Source organism: Virgibacillus alimentarius, from assembly GCF_000709085.1.
Classification (GTDB): Bacteria; Bacillota; Bacilli; order Bacillales; family Amphibacillaceae; genus Virgibacillus_B; species Virgibacillus_B alimentarius.
The window spans coordinates 1-24,079 of record NZ_JFBD01000018.1; the positions used below are offsets into that span (position 1 = coordinate 1).

Annotated in this window: 20 protein-coding genes and 1 pseudogene; 12 read left to right on the plus strand and 9 right to left on the minus strand. The window is 36.2% G+C overall.

Annotation, left to right across the window (positions count from 1 at the left end; translation table 11 throughout):
• Window positions 1–41: 41 nt before the first annotated feature.
• The 4 genes from GZ63_RS0103660 to yhfH (GZ63_RS17300) all read right to left on the minus strand — a co-directional run bounded on the left by GZ63_RS0103660 (window position 42) and on the right by yhfH (GZ63_RS17300) (window position 3,117).
• The gene (locus tag GZ63_RS0103660; protein ID WP_029266956.1) at window positions 42–449 is read right to left on the minus strand and encodes a GyrI-like domain-containing protein; all 408 of its coding nucleotides are present in this window, start codon (window positions 447–449) and stop codon (window positions 42–44) included.
• A gap of 30 nt (window positions 450–479) precedes the next feature.
• Window positions 480–2,285 (minus strand): oligoendopeptidase F, encoded by a 1,806-nt coding sequence (gene pepF / locus GZ63_RS0103665; RefSeq protein WP_029266961.1) that lies wholly within the window; start codon window positions 2,283–2,285, stop codon window positions 480–482.
• 410 nt (window positions 2,286–2,695) lie between these two features.
• Complete coding sequence (gene yhfH, locus GZ63_RS17295) at window positions 2,696–2,824, minus strand: protein YhfH (RefSeq protein WP_084178959.1); 129 nt, start codon at window positions 2,822–2,824, stop codon at window positions 2,696–2,698.
• 155 nt (window positions 2,825–2,979) lie between these two features.
• On the minus strand, window positions 2,980–3,117 hold the full coding sequence (gene yhfH / locus GZ63_RS17300; RefSeq protein WP_390337272.1) for a protein YhfH: 138 nt from the start codon (window positions 3,115–3,117) through the stop codon (window positions 2,980–2,982).
• Window positions 3,118–3,209: 92 nt separating this feature from the next.
• On the opposite strand from yhfH (GZ63_RS17300), the gene GZ63_RS0103680 reads away from it, so the two are divergent.
• The 4 genes from GZ63_RS0103680 to GZ63_RS0103695 all read left to right on the plus strand — a co-directional run bounded on the left by GZ63_RS0103680 (window position 3,210) and on the right by GZ63_RS0103695 (window position 7,504).
• Window positions 3,210–3,956 (plus strand): MBL fold metallo-hydrolase, encoded by a 747-nt coding sequence (locus GZ63_RS0103680; protein WP_029266963.1) that lies wholly within the window; start codon window positions 3,210–3,212, stop codon window positions 3,954–3,956.
• A gap of 90 nt (window positions 3,957–4,046) precedes the next feature.
• Complete coding sequence (locus GZ63_RS0103685; protein WP_029266965.1) at window positions 4,047–5,042, plus strand: lipoate--protein ligase; 996 nt, start codon at window positions 4,047–4,049, stop codon at window positions 5,040–5,042.
• A gap of 178 nt (window positions 5,043–5,220) precedes the next feature.
• Window positions 5,221–6,765 (plus strand): fatty acid--CoA ligase family protein, encoded by a 1,545-nt coding sequence (locus GZ63_RS0103690; protein WP_029266966.1) that lies wholly within the window; start codon window positions 5,221–5,223, stop codon window positions 6,763–6,765.
• A gap of 205 nt (window positions 6,766–6,970) precedes the next feature.
• Window positions 6,971–7,504, plus strand: a complete 534-nt coding sequence (locus GZ63_RS0103695; RefSeq protein ID WP_051681374.1) for a competence protein ComK — start codon at window positions 6,971–6,973, stop codon at window positions 7,502–7,504.
• Here GZ63_RS0103695 and GZ63_RS0103700 read toward each other — a convergent pair.
• On the minus strand, window positions 7,452–7,841 hold the full coding sequence (locus tag GZ63_RS0103700) for a hypothetical protein (RefSeq protein WP_029266968.1): 390 nt from the start codon (window positions 7,839–7,841) through the stop codon (window positions 7,452–7,454). The two genes, GZ63_RS0103695 and GZ63_RS0103700, sit on opposite strands and share 53 nt — an antisense overlap.
• A gap of 224 nt (window positions 7,842–8,065) precedes the next feature.
• Between GZ63_RS0103700 and GZ63_RS0103705 the strand changes: the two genes are divergently transcribed.
• From GZ63_RS0103705 to GZ63_RS0103725, 5 genes are all read left to right on the plus strand, one after another.
• Window positions 8,066–8,716, plus strand: a complete 651-nt coding sequence (locus GZ63_RS0103705) for a TVP38/TMEM64 family protein (protein ID WP_029266969.1) — start codon at window positions 8,066–8,068, stop codon at window positions 8,714–8,716.
• Between the two features lie 52 nt (window positions 8,717–8,768).
• Window positions 8,769–9,296 (plus strand): signal peptidase I, encoded by a 528-nt coding sequence (lepB, locus tag GZ63_RS0103710; RefSeq protein WP_029266971.1) that lies wholly within the window; start codon window positions 8,769–8,771, stop codon window positions 9,294–9,296.
• A gap of 122 nt (window positions 9,297–9,418) precedes the next feature.
• Entirely contained in the window at window positions 9,419–12,964 is a 3,546-nt protein-coding gene (gene addB, locus GZ63_RS0103715; RefSeq protein ID WP_051681375.1) for a helicase-exonuclease AddAB subunit AddB, read from the plus strand.
• Window positions 12,912–16,640: a helicase-exonuclease AddAB subunit AddA gene (addA, locus tag GZ63_RS0103720; protein WP_029266977.1), complete on the plus strand. Its 3,729-nt coding sequence runs from the start codon at window positions 12,912–12,914 to the stop codon at window positions 16,638–16,640. The genes addB and addA overlap by 53 nt, the downstream gene beginning before the upstream one ends.
• Before the next feature lie 182 nt (window positions 16,641–16,822).
• Entirely contained in the window at window positions 16,823–18,004 is a 1,182-nt protein-coding gene (locus GZ63_RS0103725; RefSeq protein WP_029266991.1) for a DUF418 domain-containing protein, read from the plus strand.
• 75 nt (window positions 18,005–18,079) lie between these two features.
• Here the strand turns inward: GZ63_RS0103725 and GZ63_RS0103730 are convergent, their stop codons facing one another.
• Window positions 18,080–19,276, minus strand: a complete 1,197-nt coding sequence (locus GZ63_RS0103730; RefSeq protein ID WP_029266994.1) for an ornithine--oxo-acid transaminase — start codon at window positions 19,274–19,276, stop codon at window positions 18,080–18,082.
• A gap of 175 nt (window positions 19,277–19,451) precedes the next feature.
• Between GZ63_RS0103730 and GZ63_RS0103735 the strand changes: the two genes are divergently transcribed.
• The gene (locus GZ63_RS0103735; protein WP_029266995.1) at window positions 19,452–19,820 is read left to right on the plus strand and encodes a YisL family protein; all 369 of its coding nucleotides are present in this window, start codon (window positions 19,452–19,454) and stop codon (window positions 19,818–19,820) included.
• Window positions 19,821–19,973: 153 nt separating this feature from the next.
• On the plus strand, window positions 19,974–21,467 hold the full coding sequence (locus tag GZ63_RS0103740; protein ID WP_029266997.1) for an alpha-amylase family glycosyl hydrolase: 1,494 nt from the start codon (window positions 19,974–19,976) through the stop codon (window positions 21,465–21,467).
• Between the two features lie 70 nt (window positions 21,468–21,537).
• Here the strand turns inward: GZ63_RS0103740 and GZ63_RS0103745 are convergent.
• From GZ63_RS0103745 to GZ63_RS0103755, 3 genes and pseudogenes are all read right to left on the minus strand, one after another.
• Window positions 21,538–21,681, minus strand: a pseudogene (locus GZ63_RS0103745) (SDR family oxidoreductase); the annotation flags it as partial.
• A gap of 168 nt (window positions 21,682–21,849) precedes the next feature.
• On the minus strand, window positions 21,850–22,041 hold the full coding sequence (gene yppF, locus GZ63_RS0103750) for a YppF family protein (RefSeq protein WP_029267001.1): 192 nt from the start codon (window positions 22,039–22,041) through the stop codon (window positions 21,850–21,852).
• 78 nt (window positions 22,042–22,119) lie between these two features.
• Window positions 22,120–22,980 carry a DegV family protein gene (locus GZ63_RS0103755; RefSeq protein WP_029267003.1) on the minus strand — a complete coding sequence of 287 codons (861 nt, stop codon included), beginning with the start codon at window positions 22,978–22,980 and terminating at the stop codon, window positions 22,120–22,122.
• Between the two features lie 166 nt (window positions 22,981–23,146).
• Here GZ63_RS0103755 and GZ63_RS0103760 point away from each other — a divergent pair, with 166 nt between their 5' ends.
• Window positions 23,147–24,010 (plus strand): YitT family protein, encoded by an 864-nt coding sequence (locus GZ63_RS0103760; RefSeq protein ID WP_029267005.1) that lies wholly within the window; start codon window positions 23,147–23,149, stop codon window positions 24,008–24,010.
• Window positions 24,011–24,079 lie beyond the last annotated feature (69 nt).

Below are 24,079 nucleotides of genomic sequence, written 5' to 3' on the forward strand. Positions count from 1 at the left end.
GAGTTTTGTCCCAGCCTCTTCCTAGTTGCATGAAAAGATCCTTATTTTATTGCGATGTGAATTTCAGTTTTTCCATTGGGATAATATTTTTCAAAATCAAAGGTATAAGCTCGGTTTAATATTCCTTCTTCTTCTAAATCCCAAATCTTACTCCAGGTTTTAAATATTCCTTGTTCATCATTTGTATCAGCATCGTATATTCTGTAAATTTCTGTATTTGGTATTTCTATAACGGGCGGGTCTTCGCTTGCTTTATCGCTTTCAATAGCAACACCTAGTGAATAATCTCCTTTATAATCACTCTCATAATCATAGTAAACACCATATGTAGTATCATGGTGTTGTGTCAGCTCGTGTGAAGCTTCTTCCCACATCGCCTTAATTTTAATCATGACTTCCTTATCATAAAAATTATTTGTCCGAATACTTGTAATCAAATTTAACTCCATGGTGCTCGCTCCCTAGTAAATTTGTACGTTTCATGCAAAGCTTTTTTCTAGTTCATCTATTAAAGAACCAACGTATGATACAGTATTCCTAATAACATCTGGTTTAGACATATCTATATCAGCCTGGCGGATAAGTTCAAGCGGTTTCATTGTACTTCCAGCTTTTAGTATATTTAACCATTGGTCAATAGCAGACTGTCCTTCTTTTTTGATCTTCTCGGCCATGGCGGTCGAAACAGTTAAACCGGCTGAATAAGTATATGGATACAATCCCATATAATAATGGGGCTGGCGCATCCAAGTAAGACTTGCTCCATTATCAATTTTTACTGTATTTCCCCAGAAGTTTTCCAGTGTTTCTCTTTTTTGGTCTGATAAAACGCTAGCAGTTAACGGGGTTCCTGCCTCGGCCAATTTGTAAACACGGCGCTGAAATTCTCCTTCTAGTAAGTGTGTAACAAAGTTATGGTAGTAAGTTCCAAGCAGCTGATTAATTACCCATCGTCTCATACGTTTGTCGTCTGTTTTTTCTAGTAAATGATCTGCGAGCAATAATTCATTAAGTGTAGAAGGTGCTTCTACAAAGTAAGTTGATGGGCGTGTATTAAATAGTGATTGATTTTTACCTGCGAGATAAAAATGTCCCGCATGTCCAAGTTCATGTGCCAAAACAAAAGCGCCACGCATGGTATCTGTCCATGTTATTAAGATATACGGGTGTACACCATATGGACTAGAACAAAATGCCCCAGTAGATTTGCCAACGTTATCCGCTCGGTCTACCCAACGTTCATTCATTCCTTTTTTTATAATGTTACTATACTCCGTTCCCATTACTTGGAGAGCATCTAAAATAATAGACGTTGCTTCTTGATAAGTTGTTGTTGGGTTAAAATCCGGATCAAGCGGTGCTTGTAAATCACAGAAACGCATTTCATCTAAATGAAGTTGTTTTTTTATTAGTTTTGCATACCTGCGCATATGTGGTGCTAATTCCTTTTGAATGATATCTAGTTGTTGATGATACATGTCCTGTGTAACCTGTTGTGGCAAGAGAAGCATATCTGTAACAGAATCATAGGAGCGTAGGCGAGACATCGTGACTTGTTTCGTTACTTCTGTTGCATATGTTGCAGCATAAGTATTTTCATATTTTTTTAAAGTATTTGTAAAAGATTGATAAGCCTTTCTGCGTAGATCCGTGTTTGACGATAATTCATAACGATCCTCATAAAGTGAAAAAGACATTGGCAGATCATTTCCATCTTTATCTCTGATCGGATCGAACTCCATATCAGATGATTTACTGCGTTCATAAATCATATATGGAGCTTCATGAACTTCACTTAGTGTAGCTAGTGCTTCTTCTAATTCCGGGCTTAATGTATAAGGCTTTTTCTCAACAATCGCTTTAAGTATTTTTTGATAGTTTTTTAATTGGGGCTGTTCTGTAATAAATTGATCAATTGTTTCTGTTGAAAGTGTTAATAATTCTGTTTTAATAAAAGACAAGTTGGCACCTATACTAGCTAAGACACCGGATACTTTTATAGAATCCCTCTGATTTTTAGGATCCGCTCCATCAGCATTAGCTCGTAAATTAGCAAATGTTGCAACACGGATAACTCTTTGTTCGAATTTTTCAGCTGCTATAAGACAATTTAATAATGTATCCGCATTTTCTCCTAACTTTCCTTTATAATAGGTAACCTCACTTATGTCTGTTTGAATTGTATTCCATTCACTTTCCCATTCTTCTGTTGATGTAAATAAATCACTCAGGTCCCATGTTTGTTCTTTTGGTACTTCTGATCTTTTCCAGCGTGTATTACTCATCGTAGGCCTCCTTTTTATAAATGGCTGTTTTCGTATAGGAATCTTCGGCAGCGTTACATCGCACGCAGAAAATGCGTATGCATTCTCAAGGAATCTTTGTATATTTCAACTGCTAATTTCCTTTAACTGTTCAAAAATTAATTTTCCAATAACAACAATCTTTTAGAAAACAGCCTTAAAAATCAGTGGATTTCCTACAGTATAAAACAAAAAGAATGATGATGATATGAAAATTAAAGAAAGTTCAATTCAAAAAAGTCTAAAATGTACCTGTGGTTAAAAAGATGGTAGGAGTAATATTAGAATAGAATGTTGGTTTAATAAAACAAAAAAGCAGCTATAAGATAGCTGCCCATAGAAAGGTGGTGTGATGTTATAGTACAGAACATATAAAAATCATTCAAAAAACATTATCTTGCAGGGTGATCACATTCGTCACATACATTTCTGTAGCAATCGGCTTTTTCATTCATGGCGTTGCCACATTGGTGACATCTTTTTTTGGGTAGATTTCGAAAAAACTCAACAACGCTCATCATTTTTAGCATCCTCCTAATTTTCTGATAAATCCATTGTATTATAACAATATGACTTTTGTCAATAGTGTATTACAACAAAACTCGAAATCATATAAAAAGAGAAATATTAGAACAATGTTATGTTATAGTACAGTAGATGTAAAAAATTATCCTAATTATCTCGCAGGGTGGTCACATTCGTCACATATGTTTCCATAGCAATCGGCTTTTTCATTCATCTCATGACCACATTGGTGACATTTTTTCTTAGGTATATTTTTAAAAAACTCAATAACATTCATCATGTTGATCATCCTCTCAATTTTCTGATAAATCAATTGTATTACAACAGTATGCTAATTGTCAACCTTGTGTTACAACAAAATTTGAAAAAGGGCGTGTTTTTATGAAACTAACAATCCTTGGCTTTTGGGGTGGATATCCTGCTGCAGATGGGGCCACTTCAGCTTATTTATTAGAAGAAAAAAATTTTAAATTATTGCTTGATGCAGGAAGTGGTTCATTAGCTAAATTACAAAAGTACATAAATCTTAAAGATTTGAATGCAGTTATTCTGTCGCATCACCATCATGATCATATAGCTGATATTGGAGTTTTACAGTATGCAAAACTGGTCCAATCCTATACTACAGATTGCAGGCGAACACTGCCTATTTATTCCCACAACGAAGATAAGGAAAGGTTTGATGCTTTATCTCATGATTACACGGAAGGGGTTGTATATAATCCAAATGCACCTCTTCACATAGGACCTTTTTCAATTACTTTTATGAAAACATTTCATCCTGTACCATGCTATGGAATGCGCATTACGAACGGTGAAGGAACACTTGTATACACAGCTGATACAGCTTATAAAAAAGAATGGGAAGCATTTGCTGCGAATGCGGATGTACTAATTACGGATTGTAATTTTTACGCAGATCAGGATGGGACAAAAGCAGGTCATATGACGAGTAAGGAAGGAGCTATTATCGCGGAGCATGCTAACGTAAAGCAATTAATTTTAAGCCACCTGCCACAGTACGGGGATCATTCGAGATTAATACAGGAAGCGAAACAATATTATAATGGTCCTGTTCAGTTGGCTAAAGAAGGCCTGACGTGGGAATTTAAAAGTGGAGAACAATAAGTGCAAAAAAGCTCGAATCTTTGATTGCTCAATTTTTTTAACGTAAGATATAGAAAGGCAAGGAGTATATATTAGAGGAGGCTATTATAAATGAAATTTATTGATAATAAAGGTATCACAGACCCCAGTATAAATTTAGCAATCGAGCAGTATGTTTTACAAAAGTTTGGGACAGAGGATACGTATTTACTGTTTTATATTAACCGTCCATCCATTATTATTGGGAAAAACCAAAATACAGTTGAAGAAATAAACACAGATTATGTGGATGAACAGGGAATAAAAGTGGTTCGCCGGTTGTCTGGCGGGGGAGCGGTTTACCATGATGAAGGTAATTTGAACTTCAGTTTTATAACAAAAGATGATGGTGACAGTTTTCATAACTTTGCTAAATTTACCGAACCAGTTGTCCAAGCGTTAAATAAAATGGGCGTACCCGCAGAATTACAAGGTAGAAATGATCTCGTCGTAAATGGACGTAAAATTTCCGGAAATGCAATGTTTTCTACAAAAGGGCGGATGTTCAGCCACGGAACATTAATGTTTGACTCAGAAATTGAACATGTAGTCTCTGCGTTAAATGTTAAGAAGGAAAAAATACAATCTAAGGGAATAAAATCGATCCGAAGTCGTGTAGCGAATATAACAGAATTTCTTGATGAAAAAGTAACAATGGATGACTTTAAAGAGCTTATTTTGCGCTATATTTTTAATGTTGATGACGTTAAAGATGTACCATGCTATGAATTGACTGAAGAAGACTGGGAAAATATTCATCAAATCTCGAAAGAACGTTACCAAAACTGGGATTGGAATTTCGGCAAATCACCTGCCTATAATATAAAAGAAAGCTATAAATTTGATTCAGGTTTAGTTGATGTGCGATTAAATGTGAGAAAAGGCATCATCGAAAATTGCAAGGTTTATGGAGATTTCTTTGGTCTTGGTGACGTCAAAGTAATTGAAGACCAATTAGCAGGTGTCCGGCATAATCGTCTTGCTATTGAAGAAGCGTTAAAAGATGTAGATGTTTCCCATTACCTAGGAAAAATCACGAAAGAGGAGTTTGTTCAATTAATTTATTAATGCCAAATGAATACGTTTATATAACACTCTCTCCATAATAAAAGCAGCCTAATTTTTTACATAGGCTGTTTTAATTTTTTAAAAATTCTATTTTAAGACTTGAAAAAATAGTAGCAGTAATTTACACTTGATAGTGAATTGAATGATTATTCATTCATTAATGCAGGGAGGATTATTTATGAATTTAAGTGAACAACTTTCAGTGACAGCCAAGAATTATCCACATAAGTCTGCCTATATTTTTCAAGGGGAAAAAACGAGCTATTTAGAGTTAGAAGGTGCAGTTACTAAATTTGCATCCCAACTAAAAGCGTTAGGCTATCAACGAGGGGATCATATTGCATTAGTGGCTGGGAACAGTCCTCATTACATTATCAGCTTATATGGTGCTCTTCGCATCGGTGCGGTTATTATTCCAGTTAATCCAATGTATACTCCACAAGAACTGTCCTATATTTTAAACAATGGAGATGTGAAAGCAGTTATTACGATGGATGTATTAGTGAAAAAATTTGAAGCTATTAAAGATAAGCTGCCACAAATCAACCATTACATAGTTTGTGAAACAACTTCGGAGATGGCGACGACTGAAGAACAATCCTTCCCCGGAGAAATGAAATCGTTTACAAATATGGTTCGCGAAGGCAGCCCTATATTGGATGCACCGGAATTAAATGAAGAAGATGTAGCACTAATTTTATATACATCTGGAACAACCGGAACACCAAAAGGAGCGATGCTTACACATAAAAATCTTTACTCCAATGCGAAGGACACTGCTGATTACTTAGCGATCAACGGGGAGGATCTTGTGATTGCAGCATTGCCAATGTTCCATGTCTTCTGTTTAACCGTTGCGCTAAATGCCCCGTTAATGAATGGGGGAACCATTATTATTTTACCGAAGTTTTCCCCTACATCCGTTTTTAAGGTTGCTAAAGATCATAAAGCTACTATATTTTTCGGTGTTCCTACAATGTATAATTACTTATTACAAAGCTCTGAAGGCCATGAAAATGATTTTAGTAATATTCGTTTATGTATTTCTGGAGGAGCGGCGATGCCGGTCACTCTATTAAAAGAGTTTGAAAAAGTATTTCAAGTTATTGTATCAGAAGGATATGGATTGTCAGAAGCTTCTCCTGTAACCTGCTTTAATCCACTTGATCGTCAAAGAAAGCCTGGATCAATCGGTTGTAATATTGTGAATGTCAAAAATAAAGTTGTCGATGAATTTGGAGAAGAGGTTGAGGTTGGAGAAGTAGGAGAGCTTATTTGCAAAGGCCCTCATATCATGAAGGGATATTATAAAATGCCGGAGGAAACTGCTGTTGCATTAAAAGATGGATGGCTTTATACAGGAGATATGGCCCGTATGGATGATGAAGGGTATTTTTATATTGTCGATCGTAAAAAAGATATGATTCTTGTCGGAGGCTATAATGTTTATCCAAGAGAAATTGAAGAAGTCCTACATCAGCATCCAAATGTTTTAGAAGCTGCTGTGATAGGCATTCCAGATCCAAACGTGGGGGAAGCAGTCGTTTGCTACGTGGTTACAAATGATCATTCACTAACAGAAGAAGCTTTGATAGAATTCTGTTCTGCTAATTTAGCTAAGTATAAAGTCCCGAGTAAAATTGAATTTTTGGACGAACTGCCGAAAAATACAACCGGCAAAATTCTTCGTAAAAGTTTACGTGAAAATATAGCTAATAAATAAAGAAAAGTGCTGTTTCAATGGGGGAACACCTCATAATTGAAGCGGCATTTTTTTAAAAAAACAAAAAAGATACAACAAACAGTTTAAAAAAGATACATATTTTAGAAAATTGTATCTTTTTGTATCTTTTTTCCTATAAATCTGGTAAATTAGTTCTAAAGCCTCTTTCTTTTTTCGATAAATGAAGAAAGGATGACTATTTAACATGTTGAATGAATACTATTCATCAGCAAATAAATCACCAAGTGAAATTACTCCACTAACAATGGCTGTTTTGGCACAGCAAGATGAAAATGGTAATCCAAGTACATTTGTATTGGAAGAAGAGTCAGAATACATTGTCAATAACTCCCCAAGTAAAATCATTAATAACGCCTGCATTTATTTTGGTGCAAGCCTCAAAGGGAAGCAAGAAGGGACCAGGAATATTTGCGGTATTACCCATAAAGCACCGATTTCTATTGATCCCTTTAGCGGAATGTATTTTTTCCCGACGATGTCTCCGTCCAATCCTAAATGTTCCTGGATTGCTCATTCTCATATTGATAAAGTGAATAAAGCTGATAATCAATGTACAGAAATACATTTTAAGAATGGAAAGAAAATTATCATTGATATATCATTTGGCTCTGCACTGAATCAAATACAGCGTACGGCACAATTTCGCTATATACTTGATAATCGAATTAAGCATTTACAGAAAAAGCAGGGAGATCCGGATAAAGAGCCTTTACCATAAGTTCTTGTATAATCGCTTCTACTTTTTTACGAATAGCAGGATTAAAATAATTACGTTTTTCTTCCCTCCCTTGACATAGAAACAGAAAGGATGAAAACGATTCATTTTTATTGAGTGTAACAACATTTATTTTTTTATCTTTCATTGTTTTCCGTAATTGTCTGCGTTCATCTGTTGCATTAGAAGCCATTTTTTCCAAAAGTTCTGTGTACGGTTCTTTAATTTTGAAGCCTCCTTTTTGGATATGCTTCATATCTTGTTCGATAACAACAATTGCCATCGAGAGAAATAAAAAACGAGAGGCTATTTGCAGTTCATCTTTATTTAAATAGCGCATCAGAAATCCTCCTCCACAAAAGGGAACGTTCGTTCTATTATATGATAAAACAAAGAAAAAATACATGAAAAAGAAAAAATATTTTTCGAGATGAAACGAAAGAGGCTTATGTTTACTTTTTACTTTGTAGATTTTAATGTTTACATTAAAATAAATATAGATAGACTAATATATATACATCGTAAATACATGTTTTTATGAGGATGAGGGGATCTGGTGGCTAAATGTATTTATTTAACATCATATCAGATGGGAAGCAATTGCTTGAAAATGATCAATTAGACAATTATATTATGGATTTGCTAAATCATTATGAAAGTTTAGGGCCTTTACCAGGGATTTTATTACCGTTTATTGAAGCATTTCTCCCTTTTTTGCCGTTAGTTGTATTTGTTTTAGCGAATGGTGCTGCATACGGATTACTGGAGGGCTTCTTATTATCGTGGTTAGGATCAAGTCTTGGTTCCATACTTGTTTTTTTTATTATACGCAAGCTTGGTGATAAGCGAATTTTCATAGCAATACGGAGAAATAAACAAGTCAATAAAGTCACAAACTGGCTGGAGAAGCGTGGCTTTGGTCCACTATTTTTGTTATTGTGCTTTCCGTTTTCTCCTTCATCTGTTATCAATGTTGTAGCTGGTTTATCAAAAATCAGTATACAACAATTCATTTTAGCTGTTTTCTTAGGGAAATCAGTAATGATTTTTTCGATAGCTTATGTTGGATCAAGTATTGTATCATTTGCTAAGCATCCGGTTAAAACAATCATTGTTGGTGTTTGTATTATGCTATTTTGGATGTTAGGCAAGTATATTGAAAAAAGATTACAGAAAAAAACAATATGGAAGGATACTAAGATGGACAACGATTAAAGACGTTCCAAACAGGGTATATTACAAATAAAATAACTGTGGAGGAAACCATATGAAAAAAGTGAATTATCGCCGATTAATTCCAGTTATTTTATTTGTTGCTGTTTTTGGGATGCTTTTTCGTTCGAATTTGTTTACAAGTTATGTTGTAGATGGTAAATCAATGGAGCCGACACTTCATGATGGCAATTTATTAATGGTTAATAAAATTGCATATGATTTAAAAGATGTGGTTCGTTTCGATGTCATTGTGTTTCATGCAAATACAAAAGACGATTATGTTAAGCGAGTCATTGGATTGCCTGGTGATGAAATCGTATATAAACAAGATAAACTTTATGTAAATGGGGAGTATGTGCAGGAGAGATTTCTTCATTCCTTAAAAGTAGGAAGTACACATGAACCGTTTACAAATGATTTTACATTAATGGAAATTACCGGACATAAAAAAGTACCAGAAGGAAAGCTATTTGTAATGGGAGATAATCGCCCGGACAGCCTAGACAGTAGGTCATTTGGTTTTATATCTATTGAACAGCTAGTTGGAAAAGTAGATGTCAAATATTGGCCGCTTTCTTAGGTGTTTGAAGACTAGTTAATAGTATGTTAAAACTTCTATCTTTGATAAAATAAGATAGAAGTTTTACTTTTTAGAAAAACGATTCATAAAAAGAATGTGGATGATATAAATGGGGGATGAAAATGGGACTCCGGTTTTTGTTGGGAAGGGCTGGAACTGGTAAAAGCAGTCGGACATTAGATGAAATAAAAGAAAAATTGCAGAATGACCCACAGGGGCCATCGATATTCTATATCGTTCCTGATCAAATGACCTTCCAGCAAGAATATGCATTATTTAAAGATGAAAATATTAAAGGAAGTATTCGTGCGCAAGTGGTTAGTTTTTCCAGATTAGCTTGGCGAATATTGCAGGAGACTGGTGGATCTACACGGCAATTTATTAGCTCAGTAGGAATTCAAATGATGCTCAGGAAGATTATCGAAGAGAAGCAAACAGATTGGCGTATGTTCCAAAAAGCAGTAGAAAAGCAGGGATTTTTAGAGCAATTGGAAAAAATGATAACTGAGTTTAAAAGGTACTGTATTACCCCAGACATTCTTGATGAACAGATAGAAAGTATTAATCAATTTGTTCATCAATCTCCGCTCGAAGAAGCTTTAACAAAGAAATTAGAGGATTTATCTTATATTTATGAAAAACTCGTCTATGCCTTACAAGATAACTATATTGATAGTGAAGATCAATTACAGCTATTAGCAGAAAAAATTAGTGAAGCCACGTTATTAGAAGGGGCAACTATTTATATTGATGGATTTTATCGATTTACACCACAGGAATTGCTCGTTGTAGAGGAATTATTAAAGATCTGTAAAAATGTAACGATCACTTTAACCGTTGACAATCTAGACGATGAGTCGGTATCAGAAATGGATTTGTTTTATCAAACAACGGAAACATATTATAAATTACAAGGAATAGCTGCGAAAAACCAAATTCCAGTTCAAGAAACTGTTGTGTTAGATCCTGAACATGGAAGATTTAGGGACAGGCCCTATTTCGCTCATTTGGAACGTAATTTTGACGTCTGGCCTTCACCCGCATATGAAGGAGGCGAAGTACCCCTGAAGATTGCGGAAGCAGTTCATCCCCGCGCAGAAGTGGAAGGTGCTGCACAAGAGATTATTCGGCTTGTTCGTGAAGAAAAATATCGTTTTCGTGATATAGCCATCTTTATTAGACAAACAGATGTGTATCATGATTTAATCGCAACCATTTTTCGTGACCATGGTATACCTGTATTTATTGATGAAAAACGTACCATGTTAAACCATTCCCTTATTGAATTTATTCGTTCCTCCCTAGAAGTAGTTGAAGGAAATTGGCGTTATGATGCAATTTTTCGTGTGCTAAAAACGGGATTCATACCATCGTTAGACACTGAATTTCCGTTAACTAATGACGCTATTGATGAATTGGAAAACTATGTACTCGAATATGGGATTCGTTCAAGGGAGAGCTGGACGGGAGATAAGGAATGGATTTTCAAGAGATTCAAAGGATTTGACCAAACGACTCAAACGGATTCCGAGAAGAAAAAACAACAACATATTAATCGTTATCGATTCCAAGTGGTGAGTGCTTTACAAGACTTTGATAAGCAAATAAGAAGTGCTAAGACGGTGTATGATTTTTGTGAGGTTACCTACACATTACTGGAAAAGCTGAATGCTCCTAAACGGCTCGAAAAAATACGAGAATACTATGATGATCAAGGTGAGCTCGAAAAAGGAAGAGAACAAGAACAAGTATGGAATGCTGTTATTCAATTACTGGAAGAGATGGTTGAAATGGCTGGAGATGAAAAAATGAGTCTAGCAACATTTCGGTCAACACTTGAAGCGGGTTTTGAATCATTGAAATTTGCCCATGTTCCACCGAGTATTGATCATGTTATTGTTGGTACGATCGATCGTTCGCGAATTAGCGGAATTAAATGTTCCTTTTTACTTGGTGTTAATGACGGTATATGGCCGATGAAGCCGTCTGCAGATAGTGTGATTAATGAGCAAGAAAGAGAAATACTTGCTGAACATGGACTTGAACTGGCTGAAAGCAGCAAGCGCCAATTACTTGATGACTGGTTTTATATTTATATTGCCTTTACTGCTGCGAGAGATAGACTTTGGGTAAGTTATCTGCTAAGTGATGAAGAAGGTAAATCGAAAATGCCCTCACAATTGATAAAGCGAATGGAAGATTTATTTCCATCTTGCTGTGAACATATTTTACTGCAAGATCCCGATGAGTTGGTTGAGGCAAAACGATTTATTACAACCCCATTAAAAACGAGAGCAGCATTAACAACGCAATTAGCTAGAAACCGAAAAGGCTATCCGATTCAGTCGGTTTGGTGGCATGTCCTTAACTGGTATATCAAAAATCACGGGAAGTATAGTACAACATACATGATTTTACAAAGCCTCTATTATCAAAATCAGCCTATCAATCTATCAAAAGAGACTGCTCGCAAATTATATCCAAAACAAGTGAAGGCGAGTGTGTCACGGCTGGAAACATATTATCGCTGTTCATATCAGCATTTTGTAAAGTACAGCTTAGGATTAGAGGAGAGAAGAACGTATAAACTGGACGCTCCAGATATAGGGCAATTGTTTCATGAAGCTTTGAAAACAATTACAGAATGGATTCAAGTGGAGGACAGAAACTTTGCTGAATTAACAAAAGAAGATTCAAGCAGTTATGCGCAAAGAGCAATGGTTCAATTAGCTCCAGTTTTGCAGAATCAAATTTTGCATAGTTCGAACCGTTATAAATATATCCAATACAAGCTCCAAGAGGTGATTGCACGTGCTACCTTTATATTAAGTGAACAAGCACGAAGGAGTAATTTCTCACCAGTTGGACTAGAACTTGGGTTTGGTACAAATCAAAAACTGCCACCGCTCTCCATGCCGCTTCCAAATGGATATGAATTAATATTGCGAGGCAGAATTGATCGGGTAGATAAAGCATTAAATGAGGACTCCTTATTCTTAAGAATTATTGACTATAAATCAAGTGCAAGAGGGCTAAATTTAGTGGAAGTATACTATGGATTAGCCTTGCAAATGCTCGCTTATTTAGATGTAGTCCTATCTCATTCAGAGACGTGGCTGGGGACAAAGGCAAATCCTGCAGGAGTACTTTATTTTCATGTGCATAATCCAATGATTTCCGAAAATCAAAAAATCGAGGATCTCGAAATTGAAAAAGAAATTTTTAAACAATATAAAATGCAAGGGCTGCTGATTTCCGATGAACAGATTGTAAAAATGATGGATACATCCCTTGAATCAGGGACAAGCCAAATTGTACCAGCGGGCGTAAAGAAAAATGGCGGATTTCGCAGCAGTTCGAAAGTGGCTGACAAAGATACGTTTGCTAGTTTACAAACGCACATACACCATTTGATGAAACTGGCAGGAATCGATATAACATCCGGTGGTATTGATTTAAATCCTTTTCAGCATAAACAAAATACTGCTTGCACGTATTGTCCTTTTCTCTCCGTTTGTCAATTTGATCCTACCCTGGAAGGAAATAAATATCGAAAGCTAACTGATATGAAAGATGATGATGTTTTAGAAATAATTCGCAGAAGGAAGAAAAGAAGTGGTGAGCTGGACAAAAGAGCAGGAAGAAGCGATTTATACAGATGGCAGTGATATCCTTGTTGCAGCAGCTGCCGGTTCTGGGAAAACAGCTGTATTAGTGGAACGGATTATTCAAAAATTGCTAAACAAAGAAAACCCAGTAGATATTGATTCTTTACTTGTTGTTACATTCACAAATGCTGCTGCTCAGGAAATGAGAAACCGTGTTGGATTAACGCTGGAAAAAGCATTAGCAGAAAACCCAGCATCTAATCATTTAAAAAAACAGCTGTCTTTATTGCAGCGGGCTTCCATCTCTACGTTACACTCCTTTTGTATGGATGTAGTAAAACAGTATGCTTATTTACTTGATCTCGATCCATCTTTCCGAATTGCTAATGATATGGAAGCTGATTTAATGAAACAAGATGTGATGGATGACTTATTTGAAGAATGGTACGGCAAAGAAGGAGAAGAACAGGAACGCTTTTTTGCTGTCGTAGACCGTTTTTCTAGTGATCGAAGCGATGTAGATGTTGAAGAGGTCATTCGTAAGTTGTATGCATTTGCAATTAATCACCCCTGGCCTGACCTGTGGCTTGATGAGCTAGCGCAAACCTATGATGTCCCTGAAGATTGCCAAGAACAGGAACTTGTTTGGCTGGAAATTCTTAAACGGGAAGTGCGCATGCAACTAAAAGCAATTGAAGAAGAAATCTCTCTTGCGCTAAAGATTGCGGAGTCAAGTGATGGACCTGTCCAATACGTGGAGGCAATTGAATCAGATTTAGCCAATGTACAGCAGGCATATAAATATATAGGCAGCTGGGATGACTTACAAGTATTTATGGCTTCTAGTACATTTGTGAGCTTATCAAGAAAAAAGACAGAATGTGATAGTGGAAAGAAAGAAAAGGTAAAAAAACTGCGGGATGGCTATAAAGATCGCTGGAAAAAAATGAAGGAAAAATGGTTCATGCGCAACCTTCAGGGGCATATTAGCGATATGAGGGAACTTGCTCCCGTCATCAAACAACTTACTGCACTAGTAAAGCAATTTAAGGAGAAATTCACAAAACAAAAAAGAGAAAAAGCAATTGTTGACTTTTCGGACTTGGAGCACTTTTGCCTGCAATTATTTTTAGATGCATCATCTACAGCAGGCAATCCAATACCATCATCTGTTGCAAGGCACTTCCAAGAACAATTCAGTGAACTATTAGTCGATGAATATCAGGATGTAAACCGCGTACAAGAAACCATTCTAATGCTATTAAGCGATCAAAGCGGTAGTGGGAATATGTTTATGGTTGGTGATGTCAAACAAAGTATTTACCGTTTCCGCCATGCAGAACCAACGCTCTTTATTGAAAAGTATAATCGTTTCGCAAAAGAAGAACATGCTGGAAAACGAATAGATCTAGCACGTAACTTCCGAAGCCGAGAAGATGTTTTAACAGGTGCTAACTATATCTTTAGACAAATTCTTGATGAAGAGTTAGGTGACATTCAATATGATGCAGATGCTGAGTTAATTTATGCCAATAAAATGTATGACGTATTAGAAAATAGCGAAACAACTCCTGAATTTCTCATTATTGACCAGGAAGCGGATGAAGCATCAAAGAATACTTTAGAAGAAGAGGATTATCGAGATTTGGAAAAAGCTCAGCTGGAAGCAAGAGCATATGCAGAAAAAATAAAAGCTTGGATTGGACAGAAAGAAAGTGCCCCCCTTCAGATCGTTGATAAAGCTACTGGAAAGCAGCGTGATATCCAATACCGTGATATTGTTATCCTGCAACGTTCGATGGGACAGGCACCGACAATGGTTGAGGAGTTAAAAAATCAAGGTATACCTGTTTATGCAGAACTATCGACAGGTTATTTCGATGCCATTGAAATCAAAATATTGATTAGCTTATTAAAAGTGATCGATAATCCACGTCAAGATATCCCGCTAGCATCTGTATTACGTTCACCGATCGTTGGATTAAATGAAGAAGAGTTAGCTTCTATTCGTTTAGCAGGTCAAAGGAAGCCCTTTTATGATGCTTTAAAACAGTTCAAAAATCAAAATAATAATGAAACGTCTACAAAAGCTGCGAATTTTCTAGAACAATTAAGACAATTTCGGATAGCTTCCAGACAAGGGGCTTTATCGGAATTAATTTGGCAAATTTATCGTGAAACAGGCATTTATGATTTTGTTGGTGGGATGCCCGGCGGTCGTCAACGCCAGGCGAATTTACGTGCGCTATATGACCGGGCCCGCAGCTATGAAACAACATCATTTCGGGGGTTATTCCGCTTCTTGCGTTTTATTGAGCGCATGGAGGAAAATGGAGAGGACCTTGGAGCTGCAAGAGCACTTAGTGAACAAGAAGATGTTGTGCGCATGATGACGATTCACAGCAGTAAAGGGCTTGAATTTCCAGTCGTTATTTTAGGCGGAATGGATAAACAGTTTAATATGCAGGATTTAAACCAAAAGTATTTATTGCATAAAGATCTTGGGTTTGCAAGCAAGTATATTGATCCAATCAAGCGAATTACGTATCCGACATTGTTTTATTATGCCCTTCGTGAGGAAAAGTCACGTGAACTTTTAGCAGAAGAAATGCGTGTGCTTTATGTAGCGCTAACTCGTGCTAAAGAAAAATTGGTTATGATCGGGAATGTATCAAGTTTTGAGAAGAAAAGAGACAAATGGGAAAAGATGCTTGAATATTCACAGTGGGTTTTACCTGTTCACTTTCGTGCTGAGGCCAAAAGTTATCTGGATTGGGTAGGTCCTGCGCTTATCCGGCATAACGATAATGATGTACTTAGAGCGGAGCAAGGATCTAATGATGAAATATCTTCTGAGATACGGTTAGATCCTTCGAACTGGAAAGTAACTATTGTACATGGCAGTGCTTTAGCAAATTTAACAGAAAAAAAGGAAGAAGCGGATAAACAATTAGAAGAACATATCATTAATTGGAAGCCGATTACAATGGATAACAGAGAAATGGAGCAATGGGTGGATGAACTTCTATCATATACGTATCCGTTTCAGGAATCTGCTGAATCCCGGGCGAAACAAACGGTAACGGAAATAAAACGCCAGCGGGAATTAAAGGATGAATACAGTGCTGACCAAATCGTTAAACCTTTTCAACCATCCATTGTCAAACGGCCAAATTTCATGCAAAAAGAAAAAATAATTACTGCTACTGAAAGAGGAACAGCAATGCATACAGTAATGCAGCATTTACCAATGACAAAATCATTGAATGAAGAGGAAATAGAGGAATATACAGAAGTCCTCGTAGAACGTGAAATTCTTACAAAACAAGAAGCAGAAATTATTGATATTAGGGCTATTAGAGAGTTTTTTATGACGGATATTGCTGCTTGTATGATGAATGTCTCAACGATTTATCGTGAGGTACCGTTCAGCATAACATTGCCCGCAAGTGAGATTTATGCATCGTGGAAAAGCGATGTGGACGAACAGGTACTCATTCAAGGTGTCATTGATTGTCTGATACCGAAAGAAGATGGTTGGATGCTTTTAGATTACAAAACGGATGTTATTGATGGGAAAGTAACAGAACAAATGATAAATAAACTTAGAGCAAAATATGAAGTTCAGATGAATCTTTACCGTCATGCGATTGAACAGATTTGGCGTCAACCTGTAAAAGAGACATATCTTTATTTCTTTTCCAAACAATTAATGGTGAACGTTCCAACAAAATAAAACATTTGTATTTGAAGCTAAGCTCGCTAAAAAGTGAGTTTAGCCTTTTTTCATCATTGGGGCGATTTTCATGATTTTAGACAAAAAGAGTGAGATTAATTACATGTATGAAGGAATTTCTTTGATTGTACCGAATTGTAGTATAGATAAATAGATATTATTGGAAGGGATGCATACAAGTAATGAAACATTCGGCTGTGCCTATAAAAGAAAAAAATCGCCTTGCATGGATTGATGCAGCAAGGGGATTCGCAATTTTGGGTATATTCATCGTAAATGTTGGTGGGTTTTCTGCTCCATATTTTTTATATGGGGGAGCGGAAGAGGCGTGGCCTTCAGGCGTCAATCAATTTGTACAAGTAATCATTGACATCTTTTTCCATGCTCGTTTTTATACATTATTTTCCATGCTGTTCGGCTTTGGGTTTCAGCTGATGAAAGATAGTGTAGTTCAAAAGGGATTACGCTTATACCCATTTTTAACAAGGAGAATGTTTATTTTAATTGGATTTGGTATAGTTCATGCTTTTTTCATCTGGTATGGAGATATTTTACTTTCATATGGAGTGATCGGTTTATTTTTGCTTTTCTTTGTAAAGGTAAAAGATAAAACATTGCTCATGTGGGGATTTGGTTTATTAGGTGCTTGTACCGTTTTAATTACACTCGCATTGTATGCAGGGCGGGATTTACTTGATGTCACACAGGAAACCTCAATAAATCAAGCAATGGAAAGTTATCAAAGCAATAATTTATCTATTATTTGGTCACAAAATTATACAGACTGGATGTATTCAAATGGTGCTGGCTTTTTATTAATGTTTTTTGTTCTTTTACCGTTGTTTTTATTCGGCATGTATATCGCAAGAAAGAGATGGCTGCATGAGCCTAAGCGCCATCACTCCTTGTTGCAATCACTATGGATGATTAGTTTGGTATTATTTACTGTTTTTAAAATAGGGCCTTATTTATACGGCAATCCGTCATGGTTTATGTTTATGCAGGATAATATAGGTGGAACTGCTTCTGCACTCTTTTATATTATTTCTATTACATTGCTTGCACAGACAAATGTTGGGAAGAAGTTGATTAATCATTTGTCCTATGTTGGGCGAATGTCATTAACGAACTATATGATGCAATCGGTTATTTGTTTTATCTTATTTTATGGGGTTGGCTTTGGGCTTTATGGATCCGTTAGCCCATCATTAGGAGTTATGATCGCACTGCTTGTTTTTGGCGGTCAAATCTTTTTTAGCAAATGGTGGGTTACGAACTATCGGTTCGGTCCATTTGAATGGGTGTGGAGAAGTTTGACGTATATGAAACGTCAGCCTTTCCGAAAAAAGCAAGCGGATTGTTGATCAAGTAAAATAAAGACATCAGAAGTTTTTAGAAAAAATGCGAGTGTCCTTTTTAGGGATACCCGCATTTTAAAATTACTTGTTAAATACTTCTTTAATCTGATCCAAAGCCCATGTTAGTTCTTTTTTAGTAATAATAAGTGGAGGAGCGAATCGAATGACATTTTCATGTGTTTCTTTGCATAAAAGCCCTTTTTCCTTTAAAGCTTCGCAGTACGGGCGAGCTGCTTCAGTTAGTTCAACTCCAATAAATAGGCCTTTTCCTCGGACTTCCTTAATAACTGGATTCTTAATATTTTTCAATTCACCCATCAAATAATTACCGAGCTCTAGTGAGCGTTCAGCTAATCTTTCATCTTCAATAACATCCAATGAAGCTGAAGACACGGCACACGCTAAAGGATTTCCTCCAAATGTGGAACCGTGTGAACCGGGGTTAAATACACCAAGAATCTTCTTATTTGCAACAACACAGGAAATAGGGAAGACTCCGCCGCCTAAAGCTTTTCCTAATATGAAGATATCAGGTGAGACATTTTCCCAGTCACAAGCGAACATTTTTCCTGTCCGTGCTAAGCCTGCTTGAATTTCATCTGCAATATAAAGCACATTATTTTCTTTACAAACTTCATAGGCTTCTTTTAAAAAACCTTCAGGAGGAATAACAATACCCGCTTCACCTTGAACCGGTTCGAATAAAAATCCAGCAGTATTTTCATTAATCGCATTTTTTAGTGCGTCAATATCACCATAAGGAATAATTTTAATACCTGGCAGCATGGGGCCGAACCCACGTTTATATTCATTTTCTGATGACAGAGATACAGCGGTCATCGTTCTGCCATGAAAATTATCTTCACATGCAATGATTTCTGCTTTGTTCTCGGCAACCCCTTTTACATCGTAAGCCCAGCGTCTTGCTGCTTTAATCGCTGTTTCTACAGCTTCTGCACCAGTGTTCATTGGCAGTGCCATATCTTTATTCGTTAATTTACAAATTTTTTCATACCAAGGCCCAAGTTGATCATTATGAAATGCTCGTGATGTTAAGGTTACTGCATCTGCTTGCTTTTTTAATGCTTCTATAATTCTTGGATGGCGATGTCCCTGATTAAGAGCAGAGTAAGAACTTAGCATATCCATATACCGATTGCCTTCAGGGTCTTCTATCCAAACACCCTTGGCATGTGAAACGACGACAGGAAGCGGATGATAATTTTTTGCGCCGTATTCCTGAGTTTGATCAATGATTTGTTGACTTATTTGTGACATACGATCCCTCCCATAAAATACATTCAACTAAAGTATAACAGTTTTTATTAAATTTTCCGATGAAGTGAAATGTAAAGAATGTTCAAAGATAATTCATATGTATTCCCATTATTTACATGATATGATATCGTTAAGATGTAGTTGGACTTTCAAGGAAGAAAGAGGAGGTACAAATATGGCACATATGCATATTACATCATGGGTACTTGCATTTATTCTAATCATTCTTGTTGCAATGTTTTACAAACAAGGGAAAGTAAAACCGGGAAAAATACTTCATATGATCTTACGCTTAGATTATTTATTTATTCTGTATACCGGAGGAAGTCTGCTAGGTGATTATTTTTCCTCAACGATTGGGCACACTGGCGAAGTAATTATAAAAGTGATTGCCGGATTATGGATTATTATGGCAATGGAAATGATAGGGGTAAAACTTAGTAAAGATAAAAGTGCAAAGGGCTGGGTAATTCAATTAGTTATTGCAGCAATTATTGCAATAGCTCTAGGATTCGGTCGCCTGCCATTAGGTGTATTACCATAGAATGAAAAAGACGAAGAACTGTTCCATTCGGGCAGTTCTTTTTTGATGAAAAGGAAATATGAAGTATTTTCAACAAAATAGCGTTTTTTATTGACTATTATTGTGTAAAGTTAATAATAGGAAATGAACAATAAGAAATTCGGGGGAACTTATATGAAAAAAGTCGTACTCATTCTGTTAGCTGTACCATTTTTATTAATAGGAGCTAAGCCAATTATGGCAGAAAATGAGGCAGGGTTACAGGAAGAAATCATTTATAATATACTTGTCGACCGTTACAATAACGGGGATAATACATTGAATGGGCAAGTTAGTGTCGATGACCCATATGCGTATCATGGCGGGGATATTAAAGGAATTATTGATAAATTGGACGAAATCCAAGAGCATGGTTTTACAGCGATTACCCTTTCTCCAATTATGGAAAATGCAGATAATGGCTATCATGGTTATTGGATTGAAGATTATTATAATGTTGAACAGCAATTTGGCACAATGGAAGATGTTCAAACACTTGTAGAAGAAGCACATAAAAGAGATATGAAAGTTATATTGGAATTTGTAACAAATTATGTTGCGGACTCTCATGAAATTATCAGTGACCCGGATAAAGCAGATTGGCTGAAAGAAAATAAACTAGAAATCCAGGAAGAGACAAAGTGGCTGGAGCATGCCGCTGTTTTAAATCAAGAGAATCCAGCTGTCAGGGAATATTTGTTTGATGCTGCAGCGTTTTGGATAAATGAGACAGACATTGATGGTTTTAAATTACATGCCGCAGATATGGCTTCAGATGAGTTTTTAAAGAAATTTACTTCATCGTTGAAAGAGATAAATCCTGACCTTTATATACTTGCAGATGTGATGCAGGATAATCAAAGGATAAAAGAATTAAAAAACATTCCTGCTATTGATGCAGTAGATAATCAAAAAGTGCGGAAGGAATTAAATGAAGTATTTGATCAATCTGGTCAAGGCCTAGCCCCGCTAAATCAGCATTTGGAAGAAAAAAATAATACGCTTGATTTGCTCTCTGTTGATAATAAAAATACAAAGCGATTTTCTCAAGCTGTTGCTGAAAATGGACGTAAAGCATCTACTGTTTGGCAATTGGCATTAACTTACATGTATACTACTCCAGGGGTCCCCAGCATTTACCAAGGCTCTGAAATTCCGATGTATGGGGAAGGGGTTCCTGAAAGTCAAATGATGGTTTTATTTAATAGCGGGGAACAAGACATACCGGAATTCCTTGGACGTATTTCATCAATTCGAACTGAATTTCCCGCTTTAGTGCATGGTGATTATGAAGAAGTAGGGTCTAGTGGTGCGATGAGTGTCTTTAAACGCACGTATAAAGATGAAACATTATATGTTGCAATTAATAATGATAGCGAGTCGCGTTCTGTTTCAGTAACTGATATTGATTCAGGTTTGCAATTAAAAGGGTTGCTTGGTGATAATCTTGTTAGAGAAAAGGAAAACGGAGAATTTAAAATAGGCATTCCTCGCGAAACAGCAGAAATATATGTCGTAGAAGAAGATACGGGCATTAATTGGTTATTTATTGCCTTTATTCTTGGAGTTTTTTTCCTATTTATCTTCGCCGTTATCTACCTAAGTCGTAAACAGAAAAAAAGAAACTGACCTTATAAAAGTACCCGATCAAGTAGGCTTTTCTAAAAAGATCTCTTGATCGGGTACTTTTCTGATCAAGCTATCCATTTCCAATTGTTCCGCCATTCACATGAATAACTTGACCAGCTACATAAGTTGAGTTATTACTAGGCAAGTACACAAAAGCCGGAGCGAGTTCTTTCGGTTCACCTGGTCTATGCATCGGAGAGTCGTGACCGAATTTGATCAGATACCGAGAAAAAAGTCTTTCATTAAAGGTAATGAGCATCTAATCTATAGACACCCAAAAAAGTAGCATATGAAAATCTTTGCAATTGTCACATGCTACTTTAATTTATTAAAAGCAGCCCCACATAAAGAGATCCCATTGTCTTATAAAAAGGCTGTTACATTAGAAAGTCCCATAATCGTGTGCTGATTTCGCTCCTTGCTTTTGCAAATAATAATAAATGGTTTGGTAATGCTTGATGTCTATTTCACCTGCTATGTATTTTTTTTGATAATAATCTAATAAATGATTGATCGATTCCGGTTGTTGGTTCCGGTCTCGTTCATAGGTGCTAAATAATTCATTTATTTGCATGTTGGACCTCCTCTTATATAGTTATACCTTAGGGTTTGTCTATATATATGAAAGAGAAAAGGGATTCATGCGTGTTTTTTATTTATATGGCTTATTTAAGAAAAATAGTGCAATCGTTCCCGGGCCGGAGTGAGCGCCAATGACAGCTCCGACCATTTCAATAATAACTTCTTTTACATTGAATTTTTCCTTAATCAATGAAGCCAGCTGCTCTGCTCGTTCTAAATCATCACCGTGGCTTATTCCGATTACCTGATTTTCAAAATTTGCACCTCGTTTTTCCATTACTTCCAACATACGTTTTAATACTTTTTTAGATCCCCTAATTTTTTCCAAAGGGATTAACTTTCCATCATCGACATGTAATAAAGGCTTTATTTTTAAAAGTGATCCTACAAAGGCAGCCGTCCTACTGACCCGACCTCCCCGGTGTAAATACTCTAAATCATCAACTGTAAAAATGTGTTCCATATGTTGTGCGTGATCCGTTGCTGCATGAATAATTTCATTTAGTTGTGCTCCCTCTTTTGCCAGTTTTGCAACATGCAGAACGACTAATCCATATCCAAGCGAAGCACATTTCGTATCAAGAACATGAATTGGTGCATCTGGATATTCTTCCTTTATTTCTTGTTCTATCATTTTAGCGGTTTGATATGTACCTGATAACTGAGAAGAGAACGCTAAATATACCAATGGTTGATTTGTTTGCGCATATGATGTAAAAATAGTTTTAAAGGTTTGTGGCGAAACTTGGGATGTTTTTGCATGCCCCCCGTTTCTCATCGCGTCATACACTGTTTTTGGTGTTATTTCAATACTATCTTTATAGTCATTTCCGTTTATATGAACGGTTAATGGTACCATTTCAATGTCAAATCCGTTATAATAGTGTTCCGACAAATCACATGCTGAATCAGCAAGAATTTTAATTGTCATTTCTTCACCTTCATTCATCTAAAATAATGCTTGAACCTACATATTTAGTTTATAGTTAGATGGTAAGATAGTCAAAATATATATCATTAATATTTTAAATAATGTAACAAATAATGTTTAGAAATTTTTAGAAAGGTAAGTAGAGGAGAGAGAGGAAGGTTTTTTTATGTTTTTCATGGAGGCAAAACGTATCGCGATCGTGATCGTTGGTTCGCTGCTTGTAGCAGTATCACTTAATTTCTTTTTAATTAATGCCAATGTATATGCGAGTGGATTTACCGGTGCTGCTCAGTTAGCATCTAGCGTATTTAAAGATTTTTTAAATTTAAAGGTTACGACAGGGACATTATTATTTCTATTTAATATCCCGGTGTTTGTATTAGGTTGGTTTAAAGTGGGAAAAGGCTTTACCATTTATAGCGCAATTTCCGTTGTGTTTGCTACGATATTTTTAGAAATATTGCCTGTGGTATCTTTAACGGACGATATTATCTTGAATGCAGTGGCAGGTGGAGTTATTGGCGGTGCTGGTGTAGGAATTTCATTAAAATTAGGTGCTTCAACAGGTGGAATGGATATCATTGCAATGATACTATCACGTTTGCAAGATAAGCCTATAGGGATGTATTTTTTGATCCTTAATGGCATTATTATTGCGCTAGCTGGTATTTTGTATGAACCTGAAAATGCCTTGTATACAATGCTCACATTATATATCACTACGTTAGTGATTGATGCTATCCATACACGTCATGAAAAGGTAACAGCTATGATTATTACGCACAAAGCGGAAGAATTACAAAATGCTATCCATCAGAAAATGGTACGGGGGATTACAATATTACCTGCAAAAGGGGCATATAGAAAAGAAGATAAGAATATGCTATATCTTGTTATCACACGCTATGAATTATACGATTTGGAACAAATTATCACTGACGTAGATCCCGAAGCATTCACAAACATTGTACAAACAGCAGGCGTCTTTGGATTCTTTAGAAAAGAAGGAGAACAAATAAAAGCAGATTAAAATGATCGATTAATAAAAAAAGGACAGCAAAGTAGCTGTCTTTTTATCATAGTGCGCCCAGCATGGGCT